Annotated in this window: 21 protein-coding genes and 1 tRNA gene; 2 read left to right on the plus strand and 20 right to left on the minus strand. The window is 48.4% G+C overall.

The genetic code is table 11. The annotated features are described in order from the left end of the window. The 9 genes from rplB to rpsL all read right to left on the minus strand — a co-directional run bounded on the left by rplB (nucleotide 1) and on the right by rpsL (nucleotide 7,265). Nucleotides 1-834 carry a 50S ribosomal protein L2 gene (gene rplB / locus A1sIIB60_RS05855; RefSeq protein WP_095689453.1) on the minus strand — a complete coding sequence of 278 codons (834 nt, stop codon included), beginning with the start codon at nucleotides 832-834 and terminating at the stop codon, nucleotides 1-3. A gap of 40 nt (nucleotides 835-874) precedes the next feature. After that, on the minus strand, nucleotides 875-1,168 hold the full coding sequence (gene rplW, locus A1sIIB60_RS05860; RefSeq protein ID WP_095689454.1) for a 50S ribosomal protein L23: 294 nt from the start codon (nucleotides 1,166-1,168) through the stop codon (nucleotides 875-877). Next, nucleotides 1,165-1,848 (minus strand): 50S ribosomal protein L4, encoded by a 684-nt coding sequence (rplD, locus tag A1sIIB60_RS05865; RefSeq protein WP_095671536.1) that lies wholly within the window; start codon nucleotides 1,846-1,848, stop codon nucleotides 1,165-1,167. The genes rplW and rplD overlap by 4 nt, the downstream gene beginning before the upstream one ends. Nucleotides 1,849-1,850: 2 nt before the next feature. Beyond that, complete coding sequence (rplC, locus tag A1sIIB60_RS05870; RefSeq protein WP_095671537.1) at nucleotides 1,851-2,549, minus strand: 50S ribosomal protein L3; 699 nt, start codon at nucleotides 2,547-2,549, stop codon at nucleotides 1,851-1,853. A gap of 16 nt (nucleotides 2,550-2,565) precedes the next feature. Then, nucleotides 2,566-2,874: a 30S ribosomal protein S10 gene (gene rpsJ / locus A1sIIB60_RS05875; protein ID WP_017955300.1), complete on the minus strand. Its 309-nt coding sequence runs from the start codon at nucleotides 2,872-2,874 to the stop codon at nucleotides 2,566-2,568. Between the two features lie 129 nt (nucleotides 2,875-3,003). After that, nucleotides 3,004-4,197, minus strand: a complete 1,194-nt coding sequence (gene tuf / locus A1sIIB60_RS05880; protein WP_095671538.1) for an elongation factor Tu — start codon at nucleotides 4,195-4,197, stop codon at nucleotides 3,004-3,006. 62 nt (nucleotides 4,198-4,259) lie between these two features. Beyond that, nucleotides 4,260-6,314, minus strand: a complete 2,055-nt coding sequence (fusA, locus tag A1sIIB60_RS05885; protein WP_236857349.1) for an elongation factor G — start codon at nucleotides 6,312-6,314, stop codon at nucleotides 4,260-4,262. 100 nt (nucleotides 6,315-6,414) lie between these two features. After that, complete coding sequence (gene rpsG / locus A1sIIB60_RS05890) at nucleotides 6,415-6,885, minus strand: 30S ribosomal protein S7 (protein WP_095671540.1); 471 nt, start codon at nucleotides 6,883-6,885, stop codon at nucleotides 6,415-6,417. Then, nucleotides 6,885-7,265, minus strand: coding sequence for a 30S ribosomal protein S12 (gene rpsL, locus A1sIIB60_RS05895; protein WP_095526877.1), 381 nt, complete (start codon nucleotides 7,263-7,265; stop codon nucleotides 6,885-6,887). Before rpsL ends, rpsG begins: the two co-directional genes overlap by 1 nt. Before the next feature lie 273 nt (nucleotides 7,266-7,538). Between rpsL and deoD the strand changes: the two genes are divergently transcribed. After that, entirely contained in the window at nucleotides 7,539-8,240 is a 702-nt protein-coding gene (gene deoD / locus A1sIIB60_RS05900) for a purine-nucleoside phosphorylase (RefSeq protein ID WP_095689456.1), read from the plus strand. Here the strand turns inward: deoD and A1sIIB60_RS05905 are convergent. The 10 genes from A1sIIB60_RS05905 to A1sIIB60_RS05950 all read right to left on the minus strand — a co-directional run bounded on the left by A1sIIB60_RS05905 (nucleotide 8,237) and on the right by A1sIIB60_RS05950 (nucleotide 20,269). Further along, nucleotides 8,237-8,869, minus strand: coding sequence for a pyridoxamine 5'-phosphate oxidase family protein (locus A1sIIB60_RS05905; RefSeq protein WP_095689457.1), 633 nt, complete (start codon nucleotides 8,867-8,869; stop codon nucleotides 8,237-8,239). The two genes, deoD and A1sIIB60_RS05905, sit on opposite strands and share 4 nt — an antisense overlap. 119 nt (nucleotides 8,870-8,988) lie before the next feature. Further along, nucleotides 8,989-12,801 (minus strand): DNA-directed RNA polymerase subunit beta', encoded by a 3,813-nt coding sequence (locus A1sIIB60_RS05910; protein ID WP_095689458.1) that lies wholly within the window; start codon nucleotides 12,799-12,801, stop codon nucleotides 8,989-8,991. A gap of 17 nt (nucleotides 12,802-12,818) precedes the next feature. Further along, nucleotides 12,819-16,271 carry a DNA-directed RNA polymerase subunit beta gene (gene rpoB, locus A1sIIB60_RS05915; RefSeq protein ID WP_223298671.1) on the minus strand — a complete coding sequence of 1,151 codons (3,453 nt, stop codon included), beginning with the start codon at nucleotides 16,269-16,271 and terminating at the stop codon, nucleotides 12,819-12,821. 261 nt (nucleotides 16,272-16,532) lie between these two features. Next, a complete protein-coding gene (rplL, locus tag A1sIIB60_RS05920) occupies nucleotides 16,533-16,919 on the minus strand; it encodes a 50S ribosomal protein L7/L12 (RefSeq protein WP_095689459.1) in 387 nt (128 codons plus the stop codon). Nucleotides 16,920-16,937: 18 nt separating this feature from the next. Continuing rightward, nucleotides 16,938-17,582: a 50S ribosomal protein L10 gene (gene rplJ, locus A1sIIB60_RS05925; RefSeq protein WP_095689460.1), complete on the minus strand. Its 645-nt coding sequence runs from the start codon at nucleotides 17,580-17,582 to the stop codon at nucleotides 16,938-16,940. A 278-nt stretch (nucleotides 17,583-17,860) separates the two neighbouring features. Beyond that, entirely contained in the window at nucleotides 17,861-18,565 is a 705-nt protein-coding gene (gene rplA, locus A1sIIB60_RS05930) for a 50S ribosomal protein L1 (protein ID WP_095671547.1), read from the minus strand. Nucleotides 18,566-18,668: 103 nt separating this feature from the next. Beyond that, nucleotides 18,669-19,097, minus strand: a complete 429-nt coding sequence (gene rplK, locus A1sIIB60_RS05935) for a 50S ribosomal protein L11 (protein WP_095671548.1) — start codon at nucleotides 19,095-19,097, stop codon at nucleotides 18,669-18,671. Between the two features lie 30 nt (nucleotides 19,098-19,127). Further along, entirely contained in the window at nucleotides 19,128-19,877 is a 750-nt protein-coding gene (gene nusG / locus A1sIIB60_RS05940) for a transcription termination/antitermination protein NusG (RefSeq protein WP_095671549.1), read from the minus strand. A gap of 8 nt (nucleotides 19,878-19,885) precedes the next feature. Beyond that, entirely contained in the window at nucleotides 19,886-20,110 is a 225-nt protein-coding gene (gene secE, locus A1sIIB60_RS05945) for a preprotein translocase subunit SecE (protein ID WP_095671550.1), read from the minus strand. Between the two features lie 85 nt (nucleotides 20,111-20,195). After that, nucleotides 20,196-20,269: transfer RNA gene (locus A1sIIB60_RS05950), tRNA-Trp, on the minus strand. A gap of 124 nt (nucleotides 20,270-20,393) precedes the next feature. On the opposite strand from A1sIIB60_RS05950, the gene A1sIIB60_RS05955 reads away from it, so the two are divergent. Further along, nucleotides 20,394-21,590, plus strand: a complete 1,197-nt coding sequence (locus A1sIIB60_RS05955; protein WP_095671551.1) for a pyridoxal phosphate-dependent aminotransferase — start codon at nucleotides 20,394-20,396, stop codon at nucleotides 21,588-21,590. Here the strand turns inward: A1sIIB60_RS05955 and A1sIIB60_RS05960 are convergent. Continuing rightward, complete coding sequence (locus A1sIIB60_RS05960) at nucleotides 21,577-22,596, minus strand: UDP-N-acetylmuramate dehydrogenase (RefSeq protein WP_095689461.1); 1,020 nt, start codon at nucleotides 22,594-22,596, stop codon at nucleotides 21,577-21,579. The genes A1sIIB60_RS05955 and A1sIIB60_RS05960 overlap by 14 nt on opposite strands. Between the last annotated feature and the right edge of the window lie 674 nt (nucleotides 22,597-23,270).

Genomic DNA, 23,270 nt, shown 5'->3' on the forward strand with positions numbered 1-23,270 from the left:
CTACCGCTTCTTATTCGACTTGCGACGACGGACGATCATGGAATCAGATGCTTTCTTCTTACGGGTACGTGCTTCTGGCTTACCCCAAGGTGAAACTGGGTGACGTCCACCAGAAGTCTTACCTTCACCACCACCGTGTGGGTGATCTACAGGGTTCATAACAACACCACGAACAGTTGGGCGAATACCTAACCAACGCTTGCGGCCAGCTTTTCCGTAGTTGATGTTGGATTGTTCTGCGTTTCCAACTTCACCAACAGTTGCGCGGCAACGAACATCTACGTTGCGAATTTCGCCAGATGGCATACGAAGTTGCGCGTACGCACCTTCTTTTGCAACGAGTTGTACAGATGCACCAGCTGAACGACCAATCTTTGCTCCACCACCTGGGCGAAGTTCGATTGCGTGGATTGTTGTACCTACTGGGATGTTACGTAGAGGCAAGTTGTTTCCAGGTTTGATATCGGCCTTTGGACCGTTCTCAACTGTTGCACCTTGCTCAAGTTTATTTGGAGCGATGATGTAACGCTTTTCTCCATCTGCGTAGTGAAGAAGTGCGATACGCGCTGTGCGGTTTGGGTCGTATTCAATGTGCGCGACCTTTGCTGGAACTCCATCCTTATCGTTACGGACGAAATCGATCAGACGGTATGCACGCTTGTGTCCTCCACCTTGGTGGCGAACTGTGATGCGACCTTGATTGTTACGGCCACCCTTTGAGTGGATTGGACGTACCAATGACTTTTCAGGAGTTGTGCGTGTGATTTCAGCGAAATCAGGAACGCTTGCGCCGCGTTGACCGGGGGTCGTTGGCTTGAGTTTGCGAAGTGCCATGATGATCCTTTTCTAGAAATCCCTATTCGTAAGGTTGCCCTTAGGAAACGGGACCTCCGAAGATGTCGATACGGTCGCCAGCGGCCACATGAACGATTGCTCGCTTTGTGTCTTTGCGCTTTCCATCACCAAAACGTGTGCGCTTGTTCTTTCCTACTCGGTTCATAGTGTTAACACTGATGACCTTGACTCCGAAAACCTTCTCGACTGCGATCTTGATCTCAGTCTTGTTGGCATCTGGAGCAACAATGAATGTGTACTTGTTCTCATCTAGCAATCCGTAGCTCTTTTCAGAAACTACTGGCGCTAGCAAGACGTCGCGGTGATCTTTCATGCTGTTACCTCGCTTTCACGTGCAACAGATTTAACAGACTTACCGGCTGCCTTTGCTGTGCTCTTTGCCTTAAGGAAATCGTTGATCGCTGCTTCTGAGAAGACAACGTCATCGCTCTTCAAGATGTCGTATGCATTTAGCTGATCAGGAACTAGAAGGTGTAGATCATCAGCGTTGCGAAGTGAACGCCATGCAGCGTCTTCGTTACGTGAGACAACAACCAAAAGGTTCTTGCGTGTTGAGAACTGACGAACTGCTGCAAGCGCTGCCTTTGTTGAAGGAGCTGCTGTTACAGAGTCGATAACGTGGATACGTTCGTTGCGCTGACGATCAGAGAGGACGCCGCGAAGTGCTTGTGCGATCATCTTCTTTGGCGTGCGCTGGAAGTAAGAACGTGGGCGAACAGCATGTGCTGCACCACCACCGCGTTGCAAAGGAGCGCGGATCGAGCCCTGACGAGCGCGGCCGGTTCCCTTCTGCTTAAACGGCTTCTTACCTGAACCAGAAGTTTCACCACGGTTCTTAGCCTTTTGAGTTCCTTGACGTGCAGCAGCAAGTTGCGCTGTCACGACTTGGTGGATCAAAGGAATATTTGTCTGCGCATCAAAGATGTCAGATGGAAGATCAACGCTTCCAACTTTCTTTCCTTCTGCGTTCTTTACTTCAACGGTAAGCGCCATGGTTATGCACCAACCTTTCCTGATGCTGTTTCAAAGATTGCTTTCTTTGCAGCAGAGCGGATGAACACCAATGCGCCATCAGGACCTGGTACTGAACCCTTGATGAGTAGCAAGTTATTTTCTGCATCAACTGATTGAACTAACAAGTTCTGTGTTGTGACTTTCTCTGCACCCATACGGCCCATCATGCGCATTCCCTTGAAAACGCGACCTGGTGTAGAGCAAGCACCGATTGAACCTGGCATGCGGTGCTTACGATCAACACCGTGAGATGAACCAAGACCACCGAAACCGTGGCGCTTCATAACACCAGCAGTTCCTTTACCTGTGCTTGTGCCGGTTGCATCAACGATGTCACCAGCAGCGAAGGTAGTTGCGCCGATTTCTTGGCCAACTGTGTATTCAGCAGCTGACAGTGTGCGCAGTTCTGCAACGGAGCGACGAGGAGTGACGCCTGCCTTTGCATAGTGGCCTGTTAGCGGCTTTGAAATTTTCTTTGGATCGATTGCACCGTAAGCAAGTTGCACGGCTGAGTAGCCATCCTTTTCAGGTGTGCGAATTTGCGTAACAACACATGATTCAACTGAAACTACAGTTACAGGAATCATCTTGTTGTTGGCATCGAAAACTTGTGTCATTCCGAGCTTCTTACCGAGGACGCCCTTAATGGACGAGCCGGCAGATTGAGTTGTATATGTCATGTTTCTCGTCCTTTCCTTAGAGCTTGATCTCGATGTCGACGCCAGCTGGCAAGTCAAGACGCATCAATGAATCAACAGTCTTAGGTGTTGGGTCGATGATGTCGATTAGGCGCTTATGTGTGCGCATCTCGAAGTGTTCGCGGCTGTCCTTATATTTGTGAGGAGAGCGAATCACGCAATACGTGTTCTTCTCTGTTGGTAGCGGCACTGGACCCGCGACCGTTGCACCTGTGCGCTCAACTGTTTCAACGATTTTCTTCGCTGAAGAGTCAATCACCTCATGGTCATAGGCCTTGAGTCGAATGCGGATCTTTTGTCCCGCCATGTCGTTCTCCTCTTTCGTTTTTACTACTAGTTAATTTTTAGTTTTCAAGCTTTTACTTCTTTTAAAACTTTTCCTGTTTTTGCGCCGGCGGGTTTAACGCCGCCGGCGCATCAACAACGGATTTTTTGTTTACTTCTTGATCTTTGTAACGCGACCTGCACCTACTGTGCGGCCACCTTCGCGGATCGCAAAGCGAAGTCCTTCTTCCATAGCGATTGGTTGAATTAGCTGTACAGCCATTTCAGTGTTATCGCCAGGCATAACCATTTCGGTGCCTTCTGGAAGTGTTACTACGCCAGTTACGTCAGTTGTACGGAAGTAGAACTGTGGACGGTAGTTGTTAAAGAATGGAGTGTGACGACCGCCTTCATCCTTTGAAAGGATGTATGCAGATGCATCGAACTCTGTGTGAGGTGTGATTGAGCCAGGCTTGCAAACAACCTGACCACGCTCTACATCTTCACGCTTTAGTCCACGAAGAAGAAGACCGACGTTCTCGCCAGCCTGACCTTCGTCGAGCAACTTACGGAACATTTCAACGCCTGTAACTGTTGTCTTCTGAGCTTCAGTGCGGATACCAACGATTTCAACTTCTTCGTTGACCTTTACAACGCCGCGCTCGATACGACCGGTGATAACTGTTCCACGACCTGTGATTGTGAAAACGTCTTCAACTGGCATAAGGAATGGCTTGTCGATTTCGCGTGCTGGCTGTGGGATGAATGCATCTACTGCATCCATGAGCTCCATCAACTTATCTGCCCACTTCTGGTCACCCTCAAGTGCCTTAAGTGCTGAGATGCGAACGATTGGAGTGTCATCGCCTGGGAACTCGTACTTAGATAGAAGTTCGCGAACTTCCATTTCAACGAGTTCAAGAATTTCTTCGTCATCGACCATATCTGACTTGTTAAGAGCAACAACGATTGATGGAACGCCAACTTGGCGAGCAAGAAGAACGTGCTCTTTAGTCTGTGGCATTGGACCATCTGTTGCAGCTACTACGAGAATTGCGCCGTCCATCTGTGCAGCACCAGTGATCATGTTCTTGATGTAGTCAGCGTGGCCTGGGCAGTCAACGTGTGCGTAGTGACGCTTTTCAGTCTGGTATTCGATGTGTGCAATAGAGATCGTGATACCGCGTTGACGCTCTTCTGGCGCCTTATCGATATCAGAGAATGCTGTTGCAGCGTTAAGGTCTGGGAACTTGTCATGAAGCACCTTGGAGATCGCAGCAGTAAGAGTTGTCTTACCGTGATCGATGTGGCCAATGGTGCCGATGTTTACGTGCGGCTTAGTGCGCTCGAACTTGGCTTTTGCCATTTTGTTTCCTCTTTCGTTTTTCTAGTGCTAGTTATTAGGGGTTGTGCTTTGTTTAGGGAGTTTTATTCGCCACGAACTTTTGCGATGATTTCTTTCATCACATTGCCTGGAACTTCGGCATAAGAATCGAATTCCATGCTGTAGCTCGCGCGACCTTGTGTTCTGGAGCGGAGATCTCCGACATAGCCGAACATCTCTGACAACGGAACTAGCGCCCTAACAACGCGGGCACCTGACCGCTCATCCATGGCCTGAATTTGGCCACGACGACTGTTGATGTCGCCGATGACATCACCCATGAAGTCTTCAGGGGTAACAACTTCGACGCGCATCACTGGTTCGAGAATTGCAGGATCAGCAAGTTTTGCTGCTTCCTTAAATGCTGCGATACCAGCCACCTTGAAAGCGAGCTCCGATGAGTCAACATCGTGATACGCGCCGTCAAGAAGAGTTACTCGTACATCTGTAAGTGGGTAGCCAGCAAGAGGACCTGCGGTCATTGCTTCACGGCAACCTGCATCAACTGAAGGGATGTACTCGCGTGGAACGCGACCACCAGTGATCTTGTTTACGAACTCGTAACCGCCTTCAACTTCACCAGTTGGAAGTGGCTCGATTGCGATCTGAATCTTTGCGAACTGACCTGAACCACCGGTCTGCTTCTTATGTGTGTAGTCGTGACGTGCAACTGGCTTACGAAGAGTTTCGCGGTAAGCAACCTGTGGCTTACCAACGTTTGCTTCAACCTTAAATTCGCGACGCATACGGTCTACAAGAATTTCAAGGTGGAGCTCGCCCATACCAGCGATGATTGTCTGGCCGGTTTCTTCATCAGTGTTGACGTGGAAAGTTGGATCTTCTTCAGAGAGACGCTGAATAGCAACGCCAAGTTTTTCTTGGTCGCCCTTGGTCTTTGGTTCGATAGCAACAGAGATAACTGGTGCTGGGAAGTCCATTGACTCGAGAACGACTGGCTTTGCAGGATCGCAGAGAGTTTCGCCTGTTGTTGTGTCCTTAAGTCCCATAACCGCAACGATCATGCCCGCGCCAACGTTGTCGCGTTCTTCGCGCTTGTTAGCGTGCATCTGGTAGATCTTGCCGATGCGCTCTTTGCGATCTTTTGTTGAGTTAAGAATTGTTGAACCGGTCTCAAGCACACCTGAGTAAACGCGGATAAATGTGAGCTTTCCAAGGTGTGGATCAGTCATGATCTTGAATGCCAGCGCTGAGAAAGGCTCGTCATTCTTTGGATAGCGCTTCATTTCCTTCTCTTTATCGTCCATATCCATACCGACGATCGCATCAACATCTAGAGGTGATGGGAGGTAGCGAGTTACTGCATCGAGCATTGGCTGTACGCCCTTGTTCTTAAATGCAGAACCAGTAAGAACTGGTGAAAGCTTGGCAGCGATTGTCGCGCGACGGATACCTGCGATTAGCTCTGCCTCTGAGAGATCTTCACCTGCAAGGTACTTCTCCATAACAACATCGTCATTCTCGGCAAGAGTTTCAACCATCTCGTGGCGAGCTTGCTTTGCCTTCTCCAACATATCTGCTGGAATTTCTTCAATTGTGTAATCTTCACCCTTTTTAGTTTCGCCGCGCCATACAAGCGCCTTCATTGCGATTAGGTCGACGACGCCAATGAAATCTGATTCGTTACCGATTGGAAGTTGTAGAACTAGAGCAACTGCATTTAGGCGATCCTTGATCATGCCTACGCACTTATCGAATGAAGCGCCGGTGCGGTCTAGCTTGTTAATAAAACAAATACGTGGAACTGAGTAACGGTCTGCTTGACGCCATACTGTTTCAGATTGTGGTTCAACACCGGCGACGCCGTCGAATACAGCAACTGCGCCATCGAGAACACGGAGTGAGCGTTCTACTTCAACTGTGAAGTCAACGTGGCCAGGTGTATCGATGATGTTGATGAGATGGTCTTTCCACATACATGTGGTTGCAGCAGAGGTGATTGTGATACCGCGCTCTTGCTCTTGTTCCATCCAGTCCATCGTTGCTGCACCTTCGTGCACTTCACCGATCTTGTATGAGATACCTGTGTAGAAAAGGATGCGCTCAGTAGTAGTGGTTTTGCCCGCGTCGATGTGAGCCATGATTCCGATATTGCGAACCGTAGCTAGATCGATCTTTTCTACTGTTGACGTTGCCAATTAATTATCCTCTTCTCAACTTTTGAATACTTTAGTTTCTTAATTACCAGCGGTAGTGAGCAAACGCCTTGTTTGCTTCCGCCATTTTGTGGGTATCTTCGCGGCGCTTTACTGCTGCTCCGAGACCATTTGATGCATCGATTAATTCGTTCATTAGACGCTCTGCCATTGACTTCTCGCGACGTAGTCGTGAGTAATCGATTAACCAGCGAAGTGCCAAAGTTGTTGAGCGACCAGCTTTTACTTCAACAGGAACCTGGTAAGTAGCTCCACCAACGCGGCGAGAACGTACTTCAACTGCAGGCTTGATGTTGTCGAGAGCGCGCTTCAAAGTGATGATTGGATCAACCTGAGTCTTTGTGCGCGTGCCTTCAAGTGCGTGATAGACAATGCTTTCAGCAGTTGAACGCTTGCCGTGAAGCAATACGCGGTTGATTAGAGCAGTAACAACTGGTGAATTGTAAACAGGATCTGCAACAACAGGAGACTTTACGACCGGACCTTTACGTGGCATTAGCTAGCCTTCTTCTCTCTCTTAGCACCGTAACGAGAACGTGATTGCTTACGGTTTTTAACACCTTGTGTATCGAGTGATCCACGAATAATTTTGTAACGAACGCCAGGTAGATCTTTTACGCGACCACCACGAACAAGAACAATGGAGTGCTCTTGTAGGTTATGACCTTCACCTGGGATGTATGCAGTAACTTCCATGCCACTTGTTAAACGAACACGTGCCACTTTGCGAAGCGCAGAGTTAGGCTTCTTAGGTGTTGTTGTGTACACACGTGTACATACACCGCGACGCTGTGGTGAACCTTTTAGCGCAGGTGTATTTGTCTTCGTAGTCTTTTCTGCACGACCACGACGAACTAGTTGTTGAATCGTTGGCACTTCGTCTCCATTTCGGTTACTGCTTTTTTACGCTCGTTGTCCGACCCACGCGGTCGGGTGTGTTGCACCCGATGCGCAGTTGCAACTGATAATTTCTTAACAGGGGCAAGGCAAAAAGCTCTTAAAAGAGCAGACGCGAAGGGTATCGGGGTTCAGGCGTAAAGGTCAAAACGGCCCTTTTACTCTTCTAGGGCTCCCCTGGCCTCAAAAATGGCCTTTTTTCGTTGTACGGCGTGTCGCTTTCGGGGCGCCTTTTGGGGCCATAATCAACCCATGAGCCTTCACATTGGAGCCCAAAAGGGCGAAATTTCCGAGAAAATCCTCCTCCCCGGCGACCCATTAAGGGCGAAATGGGTGGCCGAGAACTACCTCGATGGGGCCAAGCAGTACAACTCGATCCGAAATATGTTCGGCTATACCGGCACCTACCGCGGTGAGCGGATCTCGGTCCAAGGCACTGGAATGGGCCTTCCTTCTCTATCTATTTACGTAACCGAGCTCTTCAATGAACACGGTGTTGAGTCTGCGATCCGTATCGGCACATGCGGTGCGATCCAAGAGAAGACAAAAGTCGGTGATTTAATTTTAGCGATGACGGCATCAACTGATTCCAATATCAATCGTCGCTTCACCAACGGTTTAGATTTTGCACCACACGCAGATTTCGGTTTATTGCAAGCAGCGCACGAAGCTTCTAAGAAATTTGATCGCGTTCATGTCGGTGGAGTTTCATCGATGGATTATTTCTATGATGAAACTGATGCCAACGAAAAATTAATTAAGCACGGTGTGCTGGCACTTGAGATGGAAGCCAGTCAGTTGTATTCAATCGCTGCACGTAAGGGAAAGAAAGCACTTGCTGTGCTAACAGTTTCTGATCACGTGATTACACATGAAGCGATGGATGCAGATGCAAGAGAGCGCACCCTCAATGACATGGTGGAAGTTGCACTCGCTGCGCTAATCGCTAATTAATTAGCGATATGTGGAGGAACGGCAATACCAGCAGCATTTGCCGCGGTAATTGGTGCACCGAGCTTTGTTTCAATCGGAAGTATGCCCGCCCAAATCGGTAGAGCTACATCTTCGTCATCATCTAAAGGATCACCTTCGCGTGACTTTGCCGAGATTTTATTGAGCGAGAGTTCAACGATCATCGTTGCAGCAATCTCTTTACTTACCAAGGGGCGACCGTATTTTGAAAGGCCAGGCACTAACTTTTCGGTAATTCGCTCCAGCGCTAGATCTTTCTCGGACTCTTCAAGTACTCGAGCAACCCCGAAGATCATTACCGATTCGTAGTTCATAGATGAGTTAAATGATGAGCGCGCTACGACAATTGCATTTAGCTGGGTTACCGTCACACATAGGTCAATCCCCTGTGCGATCTGGCGCATCATGCGGGAGCCGGTTGATCCATGAAGCAAAATACGGTCGTTATCGCGGGCAAAGCCCATTGGGATTACAAAGGGCAGTTGGTTATCTTGATCGATAAAGCCTACGTGGGCTACATATTGGTTATCTAACAGGCGATTTATCGCATCGCGATCAAATAGTTCGCGTTCATCGTGACGTGCAACGTGGAACTTTTTTTCATCGCTCATTACATAAGTGTAATAAGAAAGGCCTGTCCCAACCAACGATTTATTTAGATGGCAGGGGTTCCAGGAAAAGCAAAGAGGCCCAATCCGTAGTGGGATTGAGCCTCTTTAGTGAGCTTGTGTTATCGAGGAATCTCGACTTCATCCAAGCGAACTGCTTCGCCTGAACCACCCTGATCGAACGGTGTGAAGTCGTACTCATCGTATGCAGCGTAGACCGCAGCCTTTGCAGCTTCTGTAGGTTCAACGCGGATATTGCGGTAACGAGCAAGGCCGGTACCAGCAGGAATCAACTTACCGATGATGACGTTTTCTTTCAGACCGAGCAATGGATCGCTCTTCTCTGAAAGCGCAGCATCTGTAAGTACGCGAGTTGTTTCCTGGAATGAAGCCGCTGATAGCCATGACTCAGTTGCTAGTGATGCCTTGGTGATACCCATAAGTTCTGGACGACCTGAGGCTGCCTTGCCACCTGTTGTGACTACGCGACGGTTTTCGGTTTCAAAGCGACCGCGTTCTACGAGTTCGCCAGGAAGTAGATCCGCATCTCCTGCTTCAAGCACTGTGATGCGCTTGAGCATTTGGCGAACGATTACTTCGATGTGCTTATCGTGAATGCCTACGCCCTGTGAGCGATAAACAGATTGGATTTCGTTAACCAAGTGAACTTGTGTTGCACGAGGTCCGAGAATACGAAGTACCTGCTTTGGATCAATTGCGCCGACGACCATCTTCTGGCCAACTTCAACGCGTGAACCTTCTTCTACAAGTAGCTTCTGGCGACGTGTGATTGGGTAAGCAACTTCTTCTCCACCATCATCTGGTGTTACGACGATCTTCTTACCCTTTGCATCTTCACGGAATGAAACAACGCCGGCGGTCTCTGCGATTGGCGCAACACCCTTAGGTGTACGTGCTTCGAAGAGCTCGACGATACGTGGAAGACCGTGAGTGATGTCATCACCTGCAACGCCACCAGTGTGGAAGGTACGCATTGTTAGCTGTGTACCAGGCTCACCGATTGACTGTGCAGCGATAATTCCGACTGCTTCGCCGACTGCAACGAGTTGACCTGCAGCAAGTGAGCGACCGTAGCAAGCTGCGCACTGTCCGACCTTGCTATCGCAAGTTAGAACTGAGCGGATTTTTACTTCGTCGACACCGGCAGCAACTAGTGCATCGATGACGCGGTCACCAAGATCTGAACCAGCCTTAGCAAGAACGGTTCCGTTAACTTCAATGTCATCAGCCAATGTGCGGCCGTATACAGATGTTTCAACGTGATCGTGCTTTACAAGGTTGCCAGCTTGCTGACGTGTTGCGATTGGAAGTACGAGACCACGATCGGTTCCGCAATCTTCTTCGCGAATGATTACATCTTGTGCAACGTCGCAGAGACGACGAGTCAAGTAACCAGAGTCAGCGGTACGAAGCGCTGTATCTGCAAGACCCTTACGTGCACCGTGCGTTGAAATGAAGTACTCAAGTACTGAGAGACCTTCACGGAAGTTAGCCTTAATTGGGCGAGGAATAATTTCACCCTTTGGGTTAGCTACAAGTCCACGCATACCTGCGATCTGACGGATCTGCATCATATTTCCGCGAGCACCTGAGTAGACCATCATCCAAACTGGGTTGACGCGAGGGAAGTTTTCTTCCATCTCTTTACCAACTTCAGCGGTTGCCTTGGTCCAAATTTCGATGAGCTCTTGGCGACGCTCGTCATCTGTGATGAGTCCCTTTTCGTATTGAGATTGAACCTTGTCAGCCTGTGTTTCGTAGCTTTCGAGGATCTCTTTCTTACGAGGAGGTGTAACAACATCTTCGATACCGATTGTTGCGCCGGCGCGAGTTGCCCAGTGGAATCCAAGTGACTTCAGCGCATCAAGAGTTTGAGCAACTGTGACCTTTGGATAGAACTCAGCCAACTTGTCAACGATTCCACCAAGTTGTTTCTTGGTGACATCAACATCGACATATGGGAAATCTGCAGGAAGTGCTTCATTAAAGAGTGCGCGACCAATTGTGGTTTCAATTGTTTCGCTTGTCTTTGTGATGCGGATCTTGATCTTTGCCTGCAATGAAACTGAGTGCTGATCATGAGCCATGATCGCTTCAGCGATAGAACCGAATGCGCGGCCTTCGCCGAGTTCGCCTTCGCGTTCCATGGTGAGGTAGTACAAACCAAGAACCATGTCCTGTGTAGGAGATGTAATTGGTCGACCGTTAGCAGGAGACAAGATGTTATTTGAAGACAACATCAAGATACGAGCTTCTGCTTGCGCTTCAGCAGATAGCGGCAAGTGCACAGCCATCTGGTCACCGTCGAAGTCAGCGTTAAATGCTGTACATACGAGTGGGTGGATCTGAATTGCTTTACCTTCAACCAGTTGTGGTTCGAAAGCTTGGATACCTAGACGGTGAAGAGTAGGAGCACGGTTTAGGAGCACTGGGTGTTCTGCAATTACTTCTTCAAGAACATCCCAAACAACTGGACGTGCGCGCTCAACCATACGCTTTGCAGATTTAATATTCTGCGCGTGGTTGAGATCTACAAGACGCTTCATTACGAATGGTTTGAAGAGTTCTAGCGCCATCTGCTTTGGCAGACCACACTGGTGCAACTTCAACTGTGGACCAACAACGATTACTGAACGACCTGAGTAATCAACGCGCTTTCCGAGCAAGTTCTGACGGAAACGACCTTGCTTACCCTTGAGCATGTCAGAGAGTGACTTAAGCGCACGGTTACCCGGGCCTGTTACTGGACGACCACGACGACCGTTGTCGAACAAAGCATCAACTGCTTCTTGCAACATACGCTTTTCGTTGTTGACTATAATTTCAGGAGCACCGAGATCAGCAAGACGCTTCAAACGGTTGTTACGGTTGATAACGCGGCGATAGAGATCGTTTAGATCTGAAGTAGCAAAGCGTCCACCGTCGAGCTGCACCATTGGGCGTAGATCTGGCGGAATAACCGGAACGCAATCAAGCACCATTGATGCTGGGTGATTGCTTGTTGTCATAAATGCATTTACGACCTTGAGACGCTTGATGGCGCGAGTCTTCTTTGCACCCTTTCCATTTTCAGAAAGGTCGGTGAGGATCGCGTATTCAGCTTCAAGATCAAAAGTTTCAAGGCGCTTCTTAATTGCAGCAGCTCCCATGTCACCCTTGAAGTAGATTCCGTAACGATCGCGCATTTCGCGGTAGAGGTTCTCGTCGCCTTCAAGATCTTGAACCTTGAGGTTCTTAAAGCGAGCCCAAACATCTTCCAAGCGAGTTATTTCGCGTTCAGCGCGATCACGAAGTGTCTTGAGCTCACGCTCTGCAGATTCGCGAACCTTGCGCTTTACATCTGACTTTGCATCTTCTGCTTCGAGTTCAGCAAGATCAGATTCGAGCTTCTTCTGGCGGCCATCGAGATCATTGTCGCGACGTGTTTCGATCTTCTTACGATCGCTAGCCAGCTTCTTCTCGAGCTGTGGCATGTCTTCTTCGCGGCCTTCTGCATCAACTTCAGTGATCATGTATGCAGCGAAGTAAATAACCTTTTCAAGATCCTTTGGAGCAAGATCAAGTAGGTATCCAAGACGTGAAGGCACGCCCTTGAAGTACCAGATGTGGGTTACAGGAGCAGCAAGCTCGATGTGTCCCATGCGTTCGCGACGAACCTTGGCGCGTGTTACTTCAACACCGCAACGCTCGCAGATGATTCCCTTAAATCGAACGCGCTTGTACTTACCGCAATAACATTCCCAGTCACGAGTTGGTCCGAAAATCTTCTCGTCGAAGAGTCCGTCCTTCTCTGGCTTGAGTGTGCGGTAGTTGATTGTCTCTGGCTTCTTTACTTCGCCAAATGACCAATCACGAATGTTCTGAGCCGATGCGAGACCGATTCTTAATTCATCAAAGAAGTTGACATCTAACATAGTTATTTATCCCTCTCTCAAACTTCTTCTACAGAGCTTGGTTCAACTCGTGACAAGTTGATACCTAACTCTTCGGCGGCACGGAAAATTTCTTCATCGTTATCGCGCATTTCAATTGCGACACCTTCTGAAGAGAGAACTTCGACGTTCAAGCAGAGTGATTGCATTTCCTTGATAAGTACCTTGAATGACTCAGGGATACCTGGCTCAGGGATGTTCTCGCCCTTAACGATCGCTTCGTAAACCTTTACGCGTCCGAGAACGTCGTCAGATTTAATTGTGAGGAGTTCTTGGAGTGTGTAAGCAGCTCCATAGGCTTCAAGTGCCCAAACTTCCATTTCACCAAATCGCTGACCACCGAATTGCGCCTTACCACCGAGTGGTTGCTGCGTGATCATTGAGTATGGACCAGTTGAACGTGCGTGGATCTTGTCATCAACCAAGTGGTGGAGTTTCAAGATGTACATGTATCCAACTGAGATTGGTGTTGGGTATGGCTCACCGGAACGGCCATCAAATAACTTAGCCTTTCCGCTTCGGCCGATTAGCTGAAGGCCATCGCGGTTTGGAAGAGTGCTTGATAGCAAACCTGAGATTTCATCTTCAAGTGCACCGTCGAAGACAGGTGTTGCGAACTTAGTTCCAGGAGTTCCCTTTTCTGCACCGATTGCGCGCATGTGCTTCTGCCACGCTTCATCGACGCCAGAGAGATCCCAACCAGTTTTTGCAACCCAGCCGAGGTGCATTTCAAGAACCTGACCGACGTTCATGCGACCTGGAACGCCGAGCGGGTTAAGAACTACATCTACTGGAGTTCCATCTTCAAGGAATGGCATATCTTCAACTGGAAGAATCTTGGAGATAACACCCTTGTTACCGTGGCGACCAGCAAGCTTGTCACCATCTTGAATCTTGCGCTTCTGTGCAACGTAGACGCGAACCAATTGGTTAACGCCAGCTGCAAGCTCGAAGCCTTCTTCTGATTCGAAGATCTTTACGCCGATAACTTTTCCTGACTCGCCGTGTGGAACTTTAAGAGATGTATCGCGAACTTCGCGAGCCTTTTCTCCGAAGATTGCACGAAGCAAACGCTCTTCAGGTGTTAATTCAGTTTCGCCCTTTGGAGTTACTTTTCCAACCAAGATATCGCCAGGGACGACATCTGCGCCGACGCGAATAATTCCGCGCTCGTCGAGGTCTGCAAGTACTTCTTCAGAAACGTTAGGGATATCGCGAGTGATTTCTTCGGCACCTAGCTTGGTGTCGCGAGCATCGACTTCGTATTCCTCAATGTGGATTGATGTAAGAACATCATCTTGTACGAGACGCTGCGAAAGAATGATCGCATCTTCGTAGTTGTGGCCTTCCCATGACATAAATGCCACGAGCAAGTTCTTACCGAGAGCCATTTCACCGTTTTCGGTACATGGACCATCTGCAATTACTGAGCCAACTTCAAGCTTCTGACCTTCAGAGACAACAACCTTCTGGTTGTATGAAGTTCCTTGGTTAGAGCGTGAGAACTTAGATAGTGAGTATGTCTGGTAAGTACCGTCATCGCCCATGACCTTTACTTCATCGGCAGATACTTCAGTAACAACACCTGAATGAGTTGCTGTAACAACATCACCGGCATCTACTGCAGCGCGGAATTCCATGCCAGTACCGATAAGTGGCGCTTCTGCGCGCATCAAAGGAACTGACTGACGCATCATGTTTGAGCCCATCAACGCGCGGTTAGCATCGTCGTGCTCAAGGAACGGAATCATTGCTGTTGCAACAGAAACCATCTGGCGTGGTGAAACGTCCATGTAATCAACTTCATCACCGATGATGTATTCAACTTCGCCACCACGACGACGTACGAGTACGCGCGCTTCTGCAAAGTGGTTGTCATCTGTAAGTGGTGCGTTTGCCTGCGCGATGATGTGTTCATCTTCTTCATCTGCAGTTAGGTAATCAACCTGATCTGTAACGCGACCCTTTACAACCTTGCGGTAAGGAGTTTCGATAAATCCGAAAGCAGTTACGCGACCGTAAGTTGCAAGCGAACCGATAAGACCAATGTTTGGTCCTTCAGGAGTTTCGATTGGGCACATACGTCCGTAGTGAGATGGGTGAACGTCGCGAACTTCGAAGCCTGCGCGGTCACGAGATAAACCACCAGGTCCGAGCGCTGAAAGACGACGCTTGTGTGTAAGACCTGAAAGTGGGTTTGTCTGATCCATGAACTGTGACAATTGAGATGTTCCGAAGAACTCCTTGATTGATGCAACAACCGGACGGATGTTGATCAGAGTCTGTGGAGTAATTGCTTCTACATCTTGAGTTGTCATACGTTCGCGAACTACACGTTCCATACGAGATAGACCGATGCGAACTTGGTTCTGAATTAGCTCACCAACTGTGCGAAGACGACGGTTACCGAAGTGATCGATATCGTCCTTTTCTACGCGAACTTCGCGGCCGTAATCCATTGTTAGATCGCCGCGGTGTAGCGCTACGAGGTAGCGAAGCGTTGCAACGATGTCAGAGATTGTAAGAATGCTCTGTGAAAGTTCTTGATCAAGACCGAGCTTCTTATTTACCTTAAAGCGACCGACCTTGGCCAAGTCATAGCGCTTTACATTGAAATAGAGGTTCTCGATAAGGTTTTGAGCAGCTTCCTTAGTTGGTGGCTCGCCCGGACGAAGCTTGCGGTAGATATCTAGCAGCGCTTCATCTTGTGTCTTGACTGTATCTTTTTCAAGAGTTGCACGCATTGATTCGAAGTCACCAAACTCTTCAAGAATTTGTTCTTCAGTCCAACCGAGTGCCTTCAAGAAGACAGTTACAGATTGCTTACGCTTGCGGTCGATGCGAACACCAACGAGATCTTTCTTATCAACTTCGAATTCAAGCCAAGCGCCGCGGCTTGGGATGATCTTTGAAGTGAATACATCTTTATCTGATGTCTTTTCGATTGTGCGTTCGAAGTAAACACCTGGTGAACGTACGAGCTGTGAAACAACAACGCGCTCGGTTCCGTTAATTACGAATGTTCCGCGCTTTGTCATTACAGGGAAGTCACCCATGAAGACAGTCTGTGACTTAATTTCACCGGTTTCATTGTTGGTGAATTCAGCAGTCACGAAGAGTGGCTGCGAGTAAGTCATATCGCGTTCTTTGCAATCTTCGATTGAATACTTAGGTGGCTCGAAGCGGTGATCGCGGAATGAGAGCGACATAGTGCCCTGGAAATCTTCGATTGGTGAAATTTCTTCGAAGATTTCTTCTAAACCTGATTTTGATGGAAGTTCTCCACGATTTGTATTTGTTGATTGCGCAAGACGTGAACGCCACAAGTCGTTGCCCAATAGCCAGTCAACGCTCTCAACTTGGAGCGCTAATAGGTTTGGAACTTCTAGGGGTTCGCGGATCTTGGCGAATGAAATACGTTGCGGAGCTACAGAATTCTTTTTCGCGGCCAAGAGATGTCCTTCCAGACAATGTTCACTTACAACATTGTTTTTTTAACAATGTTGATTCACAAAGTGCGAGAACGCACAACTATTAGGTCTCAGCCGCTATATGCCCTGACCATAGAAGATTTATGCGAAGGGCAAGAGTAACGCTCACCCCCTCAGCCTGTCCAACCGGCCTCTTATACCCCCAAACCCTCCCCTTTGTCAGGCGATTGTGGAAGAAAAAAGCCCGGCCCCACGAGGGGACCGGGCTCTTTTACGCTGAACTTATTTGAGTGTGACCTTTGCGCCAGCTGCTTCGAGAGCCGCCTTTGCCTTCTCTGCTGTCTCCTTGTTTGCCTTCTCAAGAAGTGTTGCTGGAGTTGCATCAACTAGGTCCTTTGCCTCCTTCAAGCCAAGGCTTGAATTGAGGTTACGAACTTCCTTGATCACTGCAATCTTCTGTGAGCCTGCATCTTCGAGGATAACTGTGAATTCATCTTGACCAGCATCTGCTGCGCCGCCTGCTGCTGCGCCGCCTGCTGCTGCAGCTGCAACTGGTGCTGCTGCTGTTACATCGAATTCAGTTTCGAATGCCTTAACGAACTCTGAAAGTTCGACAAGTGTCATTTCCTTGAACTGAGCCATTAGATCTGCTGATGAGAGCTTTGCCATTTTATATTTTCCTTTTCTTTATTCCGCTGGAGTTTCTGCTGCATCTGTTGCTTCTGCAGCAACTTCAGCGACAACTTCTTCTGTTACTTCTGCAACTGCTTCAGCAGCTGGTGCTGCCTCTTCAACTGCCGGAGCTGCTGGGGTTTCAACCACAGCTGCTGGTGCTGCTGCAACTGGTGCACCAGCTTCCATCTTGATGCGAAGTGCATCGAAGATACGCGCTGCCTTAGCAAGCGATCCCTTCATTGCACCAGCAAGCTTTGCCAAGAGAACCTCACGGGACTCAAGATCAGCAAGCTGCATGATTTCTGCAGTTGTAACGAACTTGCCTTCGTAGATTCCACCCTTAACAACAAGTAGTGGGTTCTCCTTCTGGAAGTTCTTTAGATTACGAGCTGCATCAATTGGATCTCCCTTGATGAAAGCAAGTGCTGAAGGACCAACAAGTAGATCATCAGAGATATCTACGCCGGCGTTCTTAGCTGCAATCTTTGTAAGGGTGTTCTTAACGACGCTGTACTTGGTATCTGAACCAAGGCTGCGACGCAATTCCTTCATCGAAGTCACGGTTAGACCGCGGTATTCGGTTAGGTAGGTTGCATTAGCTGACTTGAAATCTTCAGTCAGTTCAGCAACTGCTGCTTCTTTTACTGGGCGAGCCATTCGGTTCACCTTTCCTTTTACATTACGACTTTGGTCAATAAAAGAAAAAATCCGTGACGCGTAAATGCGCACGGATTAATGTGAACACCTACGCGGGCTGATTTCTCAATTATCTGGTTCTTACGAACCAGACCTGCGGTCTTTGGTTATGGCAGAACTTTAAGGGTTTGCGTAAAGCGGGGTCAAATCCGAGCGCAAAAAATCCGGCTCCCGGTGGAGCGAAGGGACTTTAACGAGCAAGTCCCAAGCCCGCCGGGGCCGGATTTTTCCTAAAGAGATTAGTTAGCTGATGGTTCGCGAACTAGGTTTGGATCTACTTGGATTCCAGGTCCCATAGTTGTTGAAACAACTGCCTTCGCAATGTAGCGACCCTTTGATGAGTTTGGCTTTGCGCGGTGAACTTCATCGAGAGCTGCTGCATAGTTATCTGCAAGCTGTGCTGCAGTAAATGATGACTTACCGATGATGAAGTGAAGGTTTGAGTTCTTATCAATACGGAATTCGATCTTTCCGCCCTTGATGTCATTAACTGCCTTTGTTACATCGGTTGTAACTGTTCCAGTCTTTGGGTTAGGCATAAGTCCGCGAGTTCCAAGAACTTTACCGAGACGACCGACCTTACCCATCAAATCTGGTGTTGCAACAACTGCATCGAAGTCCAAGCGACCCTTTGAAACTTCTTCAATGAGTTCATCGCCACCGACGATATCTGCACCGGCTGCGCGAGCTTCGTCAGCGCGCTCTCCGTTTGCGAAAACAAGAACGCGAGCAGTCTTTCCTGTGCCGTGTGGCAAGTTAACTGTTCCGCGAATTGCTTGATCGGCCTTCTTTGGATCTACGCCAAGAACGAGTGCAACTTCAACAGTTGAGTCGTACTTAGTAGTTGTTGTCTCTTTGGCAAGTGTTACTGCCTCAAGCGGTGTGTAAAGGTGGTCTTTCTTAACCTTCTCTGCTGCCGCTGTATATTTCTTTGAGCGCTTCATTTCTTCCTCATTCCTAAGTCTTTCGACTTAGCTAGTGGTTGTGGTTAACGAACCAGCGAGGTTCTCCCACATCTACTTCTCACGGTGAGAAGTAGAAATTTAGTTATCCGACAGTGATACCCATTGAGCGAGCAGTACCGGCGATGATCTTGCTTGCTGCATCAATGTCATTTGCATTGAGGTCAGCCATCTTTACCTTTGCGATCTCCTGAACCTGAGCCATGGTGATATTCGCAACCTTGGTCTTGTGTGGAACTGGTGATCCCTTTTCAACTCCGGCAGCCTTCAAGATAAGACGTGATGCTGGTGGAGTCTTAGTGATAAATGTAAATGAGCGATCTTCGTAGACAGTGATCTCTACCGGAATGATCTGACCCTTTTGAGATTCAGTGGCAGCGTTGTAAGCCTTCACGAACTCCATGATGTTGACACCATGCTGACCAAGGGCAGGACCTACTGGTGGTGCAGGTGTTGCTGCGCCAGCTTGGATCTGCAACTTGATGAATCCGGTTGCCTTCTTCTTTGGTGCCATTTTTTTATTCCTTTTCTAGTTTTCCGGTAATTAAATTTTCTGTACTTGTGCGAATGAAAGTTCTACTGGTGTTTCGCGTCCGAAGATTGAAACAAGAACCTTGAGTTTTGCTTGCTCAGGCATGATCTCGGAGATTGACGCTGGAAGCGTTGCAAATGGGCCATCCATAACGGTGACTGATTCGCCAACTTCGAAATCAACGACGCGGATATCGGCCTTGTCAGATTTCTTAACAGGGCGTGGAGCAAGAATTTTTTCAACATCATCCATGCTTAGTGGACTTGGGTGATGTGCGTTTCCGACGAAGCCTGTAACGCCTGGTGTATTGCGAACTGCAGACCAAGACTCGTCAGTTAGCTCCATGCGGACAAGAACATAGCCTGGGTAGATATTGCGCTTAACCTGCTTGCGCTGGCCGTTCTTGATTTCCATAACTTCTTCTTCAGGAACTTCGATCTGGAAGATGAAATCTTCCATGTGAAGTGAAACTTTGCGGTTGTTGAGGTTATCGCGAACCTTCTTCTCGTAACCTGCGTATGAGTGGATTACGTACCAATCGCCGATCGCTGCGCGAAGGGTGCGACGGAATTCTGCATTTGGATCATTTTCGTCTGATTCGAGATCGCCATCTTCATCGCTAGCGAGCGCTAGATCATCAACAGGTGCGTCGGTGAGAACTACTTCCTCAACGATTTCTGGTGTAGCAACCTCAGCAACGATCTCGTCGGCATTAGCCGCAAGCGCTGCTTCGAAAGCATCAGGTGTCTGGTTCTCGGTCATTGTGTTCCTTACCCAAATACCCAGAAGACAAGCTTGGTGATTACCAAGTCAAAGATAGAAACGACTGCGATGATGAAAGTTACGAATACCAAAACAACGGCTGTGTATGTGCTCAGTTGCTTACGTGTTGGCCAAACAACCTTGGTAAGTTCGGAAACGACTTGGCGATAGAAAAGGCCAACGCGCGCAAATAGACCGAGCTTCTCGGCAACTTGTTCTGTTGACTCTGTCATCGTCGTTCCTTTCAATCGGTAAATCAATCGGTAAATACTTCGTAAAACTTTTACATATTTATTACTAATCTTTTACAACTTCTTGCAGGGCAGGAGGGACTCGAACCCCCAACCGGCCGCTTTGGAGACGGCAACTCTAGCCAATTGAGCTACTGCCCTTCGCGAGGGCATGACAAAACCCTAGGGAATTGCAAATCCTCGTGAGCGTCGAAGTGTAGAGGGTCAAAGGGGGGTAGGTAAAACTCGCGCTCAATTCTGCCCGCGCATAGGGCAGACTTCGCCTATGAGCAGAGTTTCCGCACGTATTGCCGCAATCGCAGAATCAGCCACTTTGGCGGTAGATGCAAAGGCCAAAGCGCTAAAGGCAGCAGGCCGTCCAGTTATTGGTTTCGGAGCAGGTGAACCTGATTTTCCAACGCCTGATTACATCGTTGAGGCAGCTGCTGCTGCAACGCGCGTTGTTGCAAATCATCGCTACACACCTGCAGCTGGTCTTCCTGAACTTCGCGAAGCAATTGTCACAAAGACAAAGCGCGATTCAAATTATGAAATTACAGCGGATCAAGTACTTGTAACTAATGGTGGAAAGCAAGCGGTCTACCAAGCATTTGCATCGATTATCGATCCAGGCGATGAAGTTCTTCTTCCATCACCATTTTGGACAACCTATCCAGAGTGTGTGCAACTTGCTGGTGGAAAGACAGTCGAAATTTTTGCCGATGAAACGCAGAATTATTTAGTAACTGTTGAACAATTAGAAGCAGCCCGCACACCAAAGACCAAGGCGCTGCTGTTCTGTTCTCCATCTAACCCAACGGGTTCGGTTTACTCTGTCGAGCAGGTTAAGGCGATCGGCGAATGGGCAGTCAAAAACAACATCTGGATCATTGCAGATGAGATTTACGAACACCTTTTATATGACGGTGCAACAGCGCCATCTCTTCCGGTTCTGGTTCCAGCACTTGCCGATACTTGTATCATCATCAACGGTGTTGCTAAGACTTACGCGATGACTGGTTGGCGTGTGGGCTGGATGATCGGGCCAAAGGATGTAATCAAGGCGGCAACTAACTTGCAGTCACATCTAACTTCAAATGTTTCTAACGTTTCACAGCGCGCCGCGATTGCAGCTCTCACCGGAGATTTATCTGCTGTTCATAAGATGGGCGAGGCATTTAACCGTCGACGCAAGTTAATTGTTGGACTTCTCAATGAGATTCCAGGATTTGTCTGCCCAACACCAACAGGTGCTTTCTATGTTTATCCATCGGTTAAGGGCGTACTCGGAACAACTATCCGCGGTAAAACTCCAAAAACTTCTGCAGAACTTGCAACGCTTATCTTGGAAGAAGTTGAAGTTGCCGCTGTTCCAGGTGAAGCCTTTGGTCCATCTGGTTACTTGCGTTTCTCATATGCAACTAGCGATGAAGATATCGTCGAAGGTATCGGCCGCATCAAGAAGTTAATTACTGAAGGTTAAGCCCGATCAGATTTACTTCAGGCTCTAAGGTGATTCCGAACTTATCCTGAACATGCTGCTGAGCGCTCTTTGCAAGGGATGCAATATCTTGCGCGGTTGCATTCGCTGCATTTGTTAGTGCAAGGACGTGTTTAGTTGATACTCGCGCTCCCCCAAAAGCATCTCCTTTTTTAATTCCAGAGTTTTCAATGAGCCAAGCAGCGCTAGTTTTAATCCGTCCATCGGCTTGCGGCCAACGAGGAGCACCCTCTGGCAAAGTTGCCGCAACTTCGGCGGTAACGATCGGGTTTGTAAAGAAAGAACCAGCTGACCAAGAATCGCGATCGCTTGGGTTTAACAACATGCCTTTTGCTGCACGAAGTTCAAGGACTGCTTTACGCGTTGCTGCTACTGGGGCCTTTTCGCCAACTGCGATCTCTAATTTAGTTGCAAGTTCTGCATAAGTAATTGGTGTTGTTTCAACACCGATTCGAAGTTGGAATTGCACTTCGATTACAACGTAGCGACCCGGATGAGATTTAAAGTAAGAATTGCGATAGGAAAATTCACATTCTTGGTTCGTAAAAGTCTTAATCGCCTTTGCTTGGCGATCGTAAGTACGAACCTGTGTAATGAATTCACTTACTTCATGGCCATATGCGCCGATGTTTTGAATAGGAGCAGCGCCAACTGTTCCGGGAATTCCGCTAAGAGTTTCTAGCCCTGCGAAACCTCTTTCAATACTGATTTGAACGAATTTATCCCAGTTTTCGCCGGCACCGATTGCCAGCGTTGCACCGCTACATGCATCGACCTCTGACTTCAGCGCGTGATTAGTAATTCGAATTACTGTTCCGTCAAAACCGCTATCGGCAACCAAGATATTGGTACCGCCGCCGATGATTAAGACTGGGGTATCTCCTGCAGCTTCGATCGCCGCGATAATTTCAGATTCATTGTGGGCATCGACAAAGTTCTTTGCGGGGCCGCCTACGCGCAAGCTGGTGTAATTACGGAGTTCGGCCATTGAGTTAGTTTACCTGCGTGGAGACAAGATTGCGCTCTTGCCTCTAAAGCGCTCGAGGATACGGTCGTAGTTCTTCTTTGATTGAACTTCACGGAATTCTTCATCAGCATCGTAATAACCATGATGGCGCGCTTGTTCTAGGGGTAGGTCTATCTGCAGCAATCGACCATTGGCATGGCGCAAGCGCAACGAAAATTCGATATCTGCGTTGCGATAATAAATTGCGCGGTTGTTAAATCCGCCGGCATTTGTGGCATCCAGACAGTTAATCGCTAAGAAGTAACTAAATAAGACATCGACTTCGCCAGCGCCTTTGTCGTCCACACTTCGCCATTCATCTTCAGTATTAACAAGTCCTCCGCGCCAACCAACTGCGCTGTATTCGCCCTTGCTTAACTCGGCAAGGACCGGAGCCATAGCATCGCCGATAAATCTCGTTGATGGATCCATGACCACTAGGTATTTGGAAGAGATGTTTTTAAGTAGCGCGTTGGCGTTCTCGCCCCAGCCAAAGTTTTCGGTAATCGCAATCAATTGAAATTGTGTATCTATCTCATCGACAAGTTCTGCCGGATCGCCAATTACTAAAGCGATAACTGGCGTATTTGTATGAGCCTTTATGGTGCGCACAGTTTCGGCTGCATCTGCTGCAAATCCATCAACGATCATGGCAA

Origin of the sequence: Candidatus Planktophila lacus (genome assembly GCF_002288385.1) — a bacterium.
Classification (GTDB): domain Bacteria; phylum Actinomycetota; class Actinomycetes; order Nanopelagicales; family Nanopelagicaceae; genus Planktophila; species Planktophila lacus_D.

Bases quoted from the DNA above. Each gene is read 5' to 3' on its own strand.
- rplB (WP_095689453.1), bottom strand. From the start codon at position 834: ATGGCACTTCGCAAACTCAAGCCAACGACCCCCGGTCAACGCGGCGCA.
- rplW (WP_095689454.1), bottom strand. From the start codon at position 1,168: ATGAAAGATCACCGCGACGTCTTGCTAGCGCCAGTAGTTTCTGAAAAG.
- rplD (WP_095671536.1), bottom strand. From the start codon at position 1,848: ATGGCGCTTACCGTTGAAGTAAAGAACGCAGAAGGAAAGAAAGTTGGA.
- rplC (WP_095671537.1), bottom strand. From the start codon at position 2,549: ATGACATATACAACTCAATCTGCCGGCTCGTCCATTAAGGGCGTCCTC.
- rpsJ (WP_017955300.1), bottom strand. From the start codon at position 2,874: ATGGCGGGACAAAAGATCCGCATTCGACTCAAGGCCTATGACCATGAG.
- tuf (WP_095671538.1), bottom strand. From the start codon at position 4,197: ATGGCAAAAGCCAAGTTCGAGCGCACTAAGCCGCACGTAAACATCGGC.
- fusA (WP_236857349.1), bottom strand. From the start codon at position 6,314: ATGGCTCACATCGACGCGGGCAAAACCACTACTACTGAGCGCATCCTT.
- rpsG (WP_095671540.1), bottom strand. From the start codon at position 6,885: ATGCCACGTAAAGGTCCGGTCGTAAAGTCTCCTGTTGTTGCAGATCCT.
- deoD (WP_095689456.1), top strand. From the start codon at position 7,539: ATGAGCCTTCACATTGGAGCCCAAAAGGGCGAAATTTCCGAGAAAATC.
- A1sIIB60_RS05905 (WP_095689457.1), bottom strand. From the start codon at position 8,869: ATGAGCGATGAAAAAAAGTTCCACGTTGCACGTCACGATGAACGCGAA.
- A1sIIB60_RS05910 (WP_095689458.1), bottom strand. From the start codon at position 12,801: ATGTTAGATGTCAACTTCTTTGATGAATTAAGAATCGGTCTCGCATCG.
- rplL (WP_095689459.1), bottom strand. From the start codon at position 16,919: ATGGCAAAGCTCTCATCAGCAGATCTAATGGCTCAGTTCAAGGAAATG.
- rplJ (WP_095689460.1), bottom strand. From the start codon at position 17,582: ATGGCTCGCCCAGTAAAAGAAGCAGCAGTTGCTGAACTGACTGAAGAT.
- rplA (WP_095671547.1), bottom strand. From the start codon at position 18,565: ATGAAGCGCTCAAAGAAATATACAGCGGCAGCAGAGAAGGTTAAGAAA.
- rplK (WP_095671548.1), bottom strand. From the start codon at position 19,097: ATGGCACCAAAGAAGAAGGCAACCGGATTCATCAAGTTGCAGATCCAA.
- nusG (WP_095671549.1), bottom strand. From the start codon at position 19,877: ATGACCGAGAACCAGACACCTGATGCTTTCGAAGCAGCGCTTGCGGCT.
- secE (WP_095671550.1), bottom strand. From the start codon at position 20,110: ATGACAGAGTCAACAGAACAAGTTGCCGAGAAGCTCGGTCTATTTGCG.
- A1sIIB60_RS05955 (WP_095671551.1), top strand. From the start codon at position 20,394: ATGAGCAGAGTTTCCGCACGTATTGCCGCAATCGCAGAATCAGCCACT.
- A1sIIB60_RS05960 (WP_095689461.1), bottom strand. From the start codon at position 22,596: ATGGCCGAACTCCGTAATTACACCAGCTTGCGCGTAGGCGGCCCCGCA.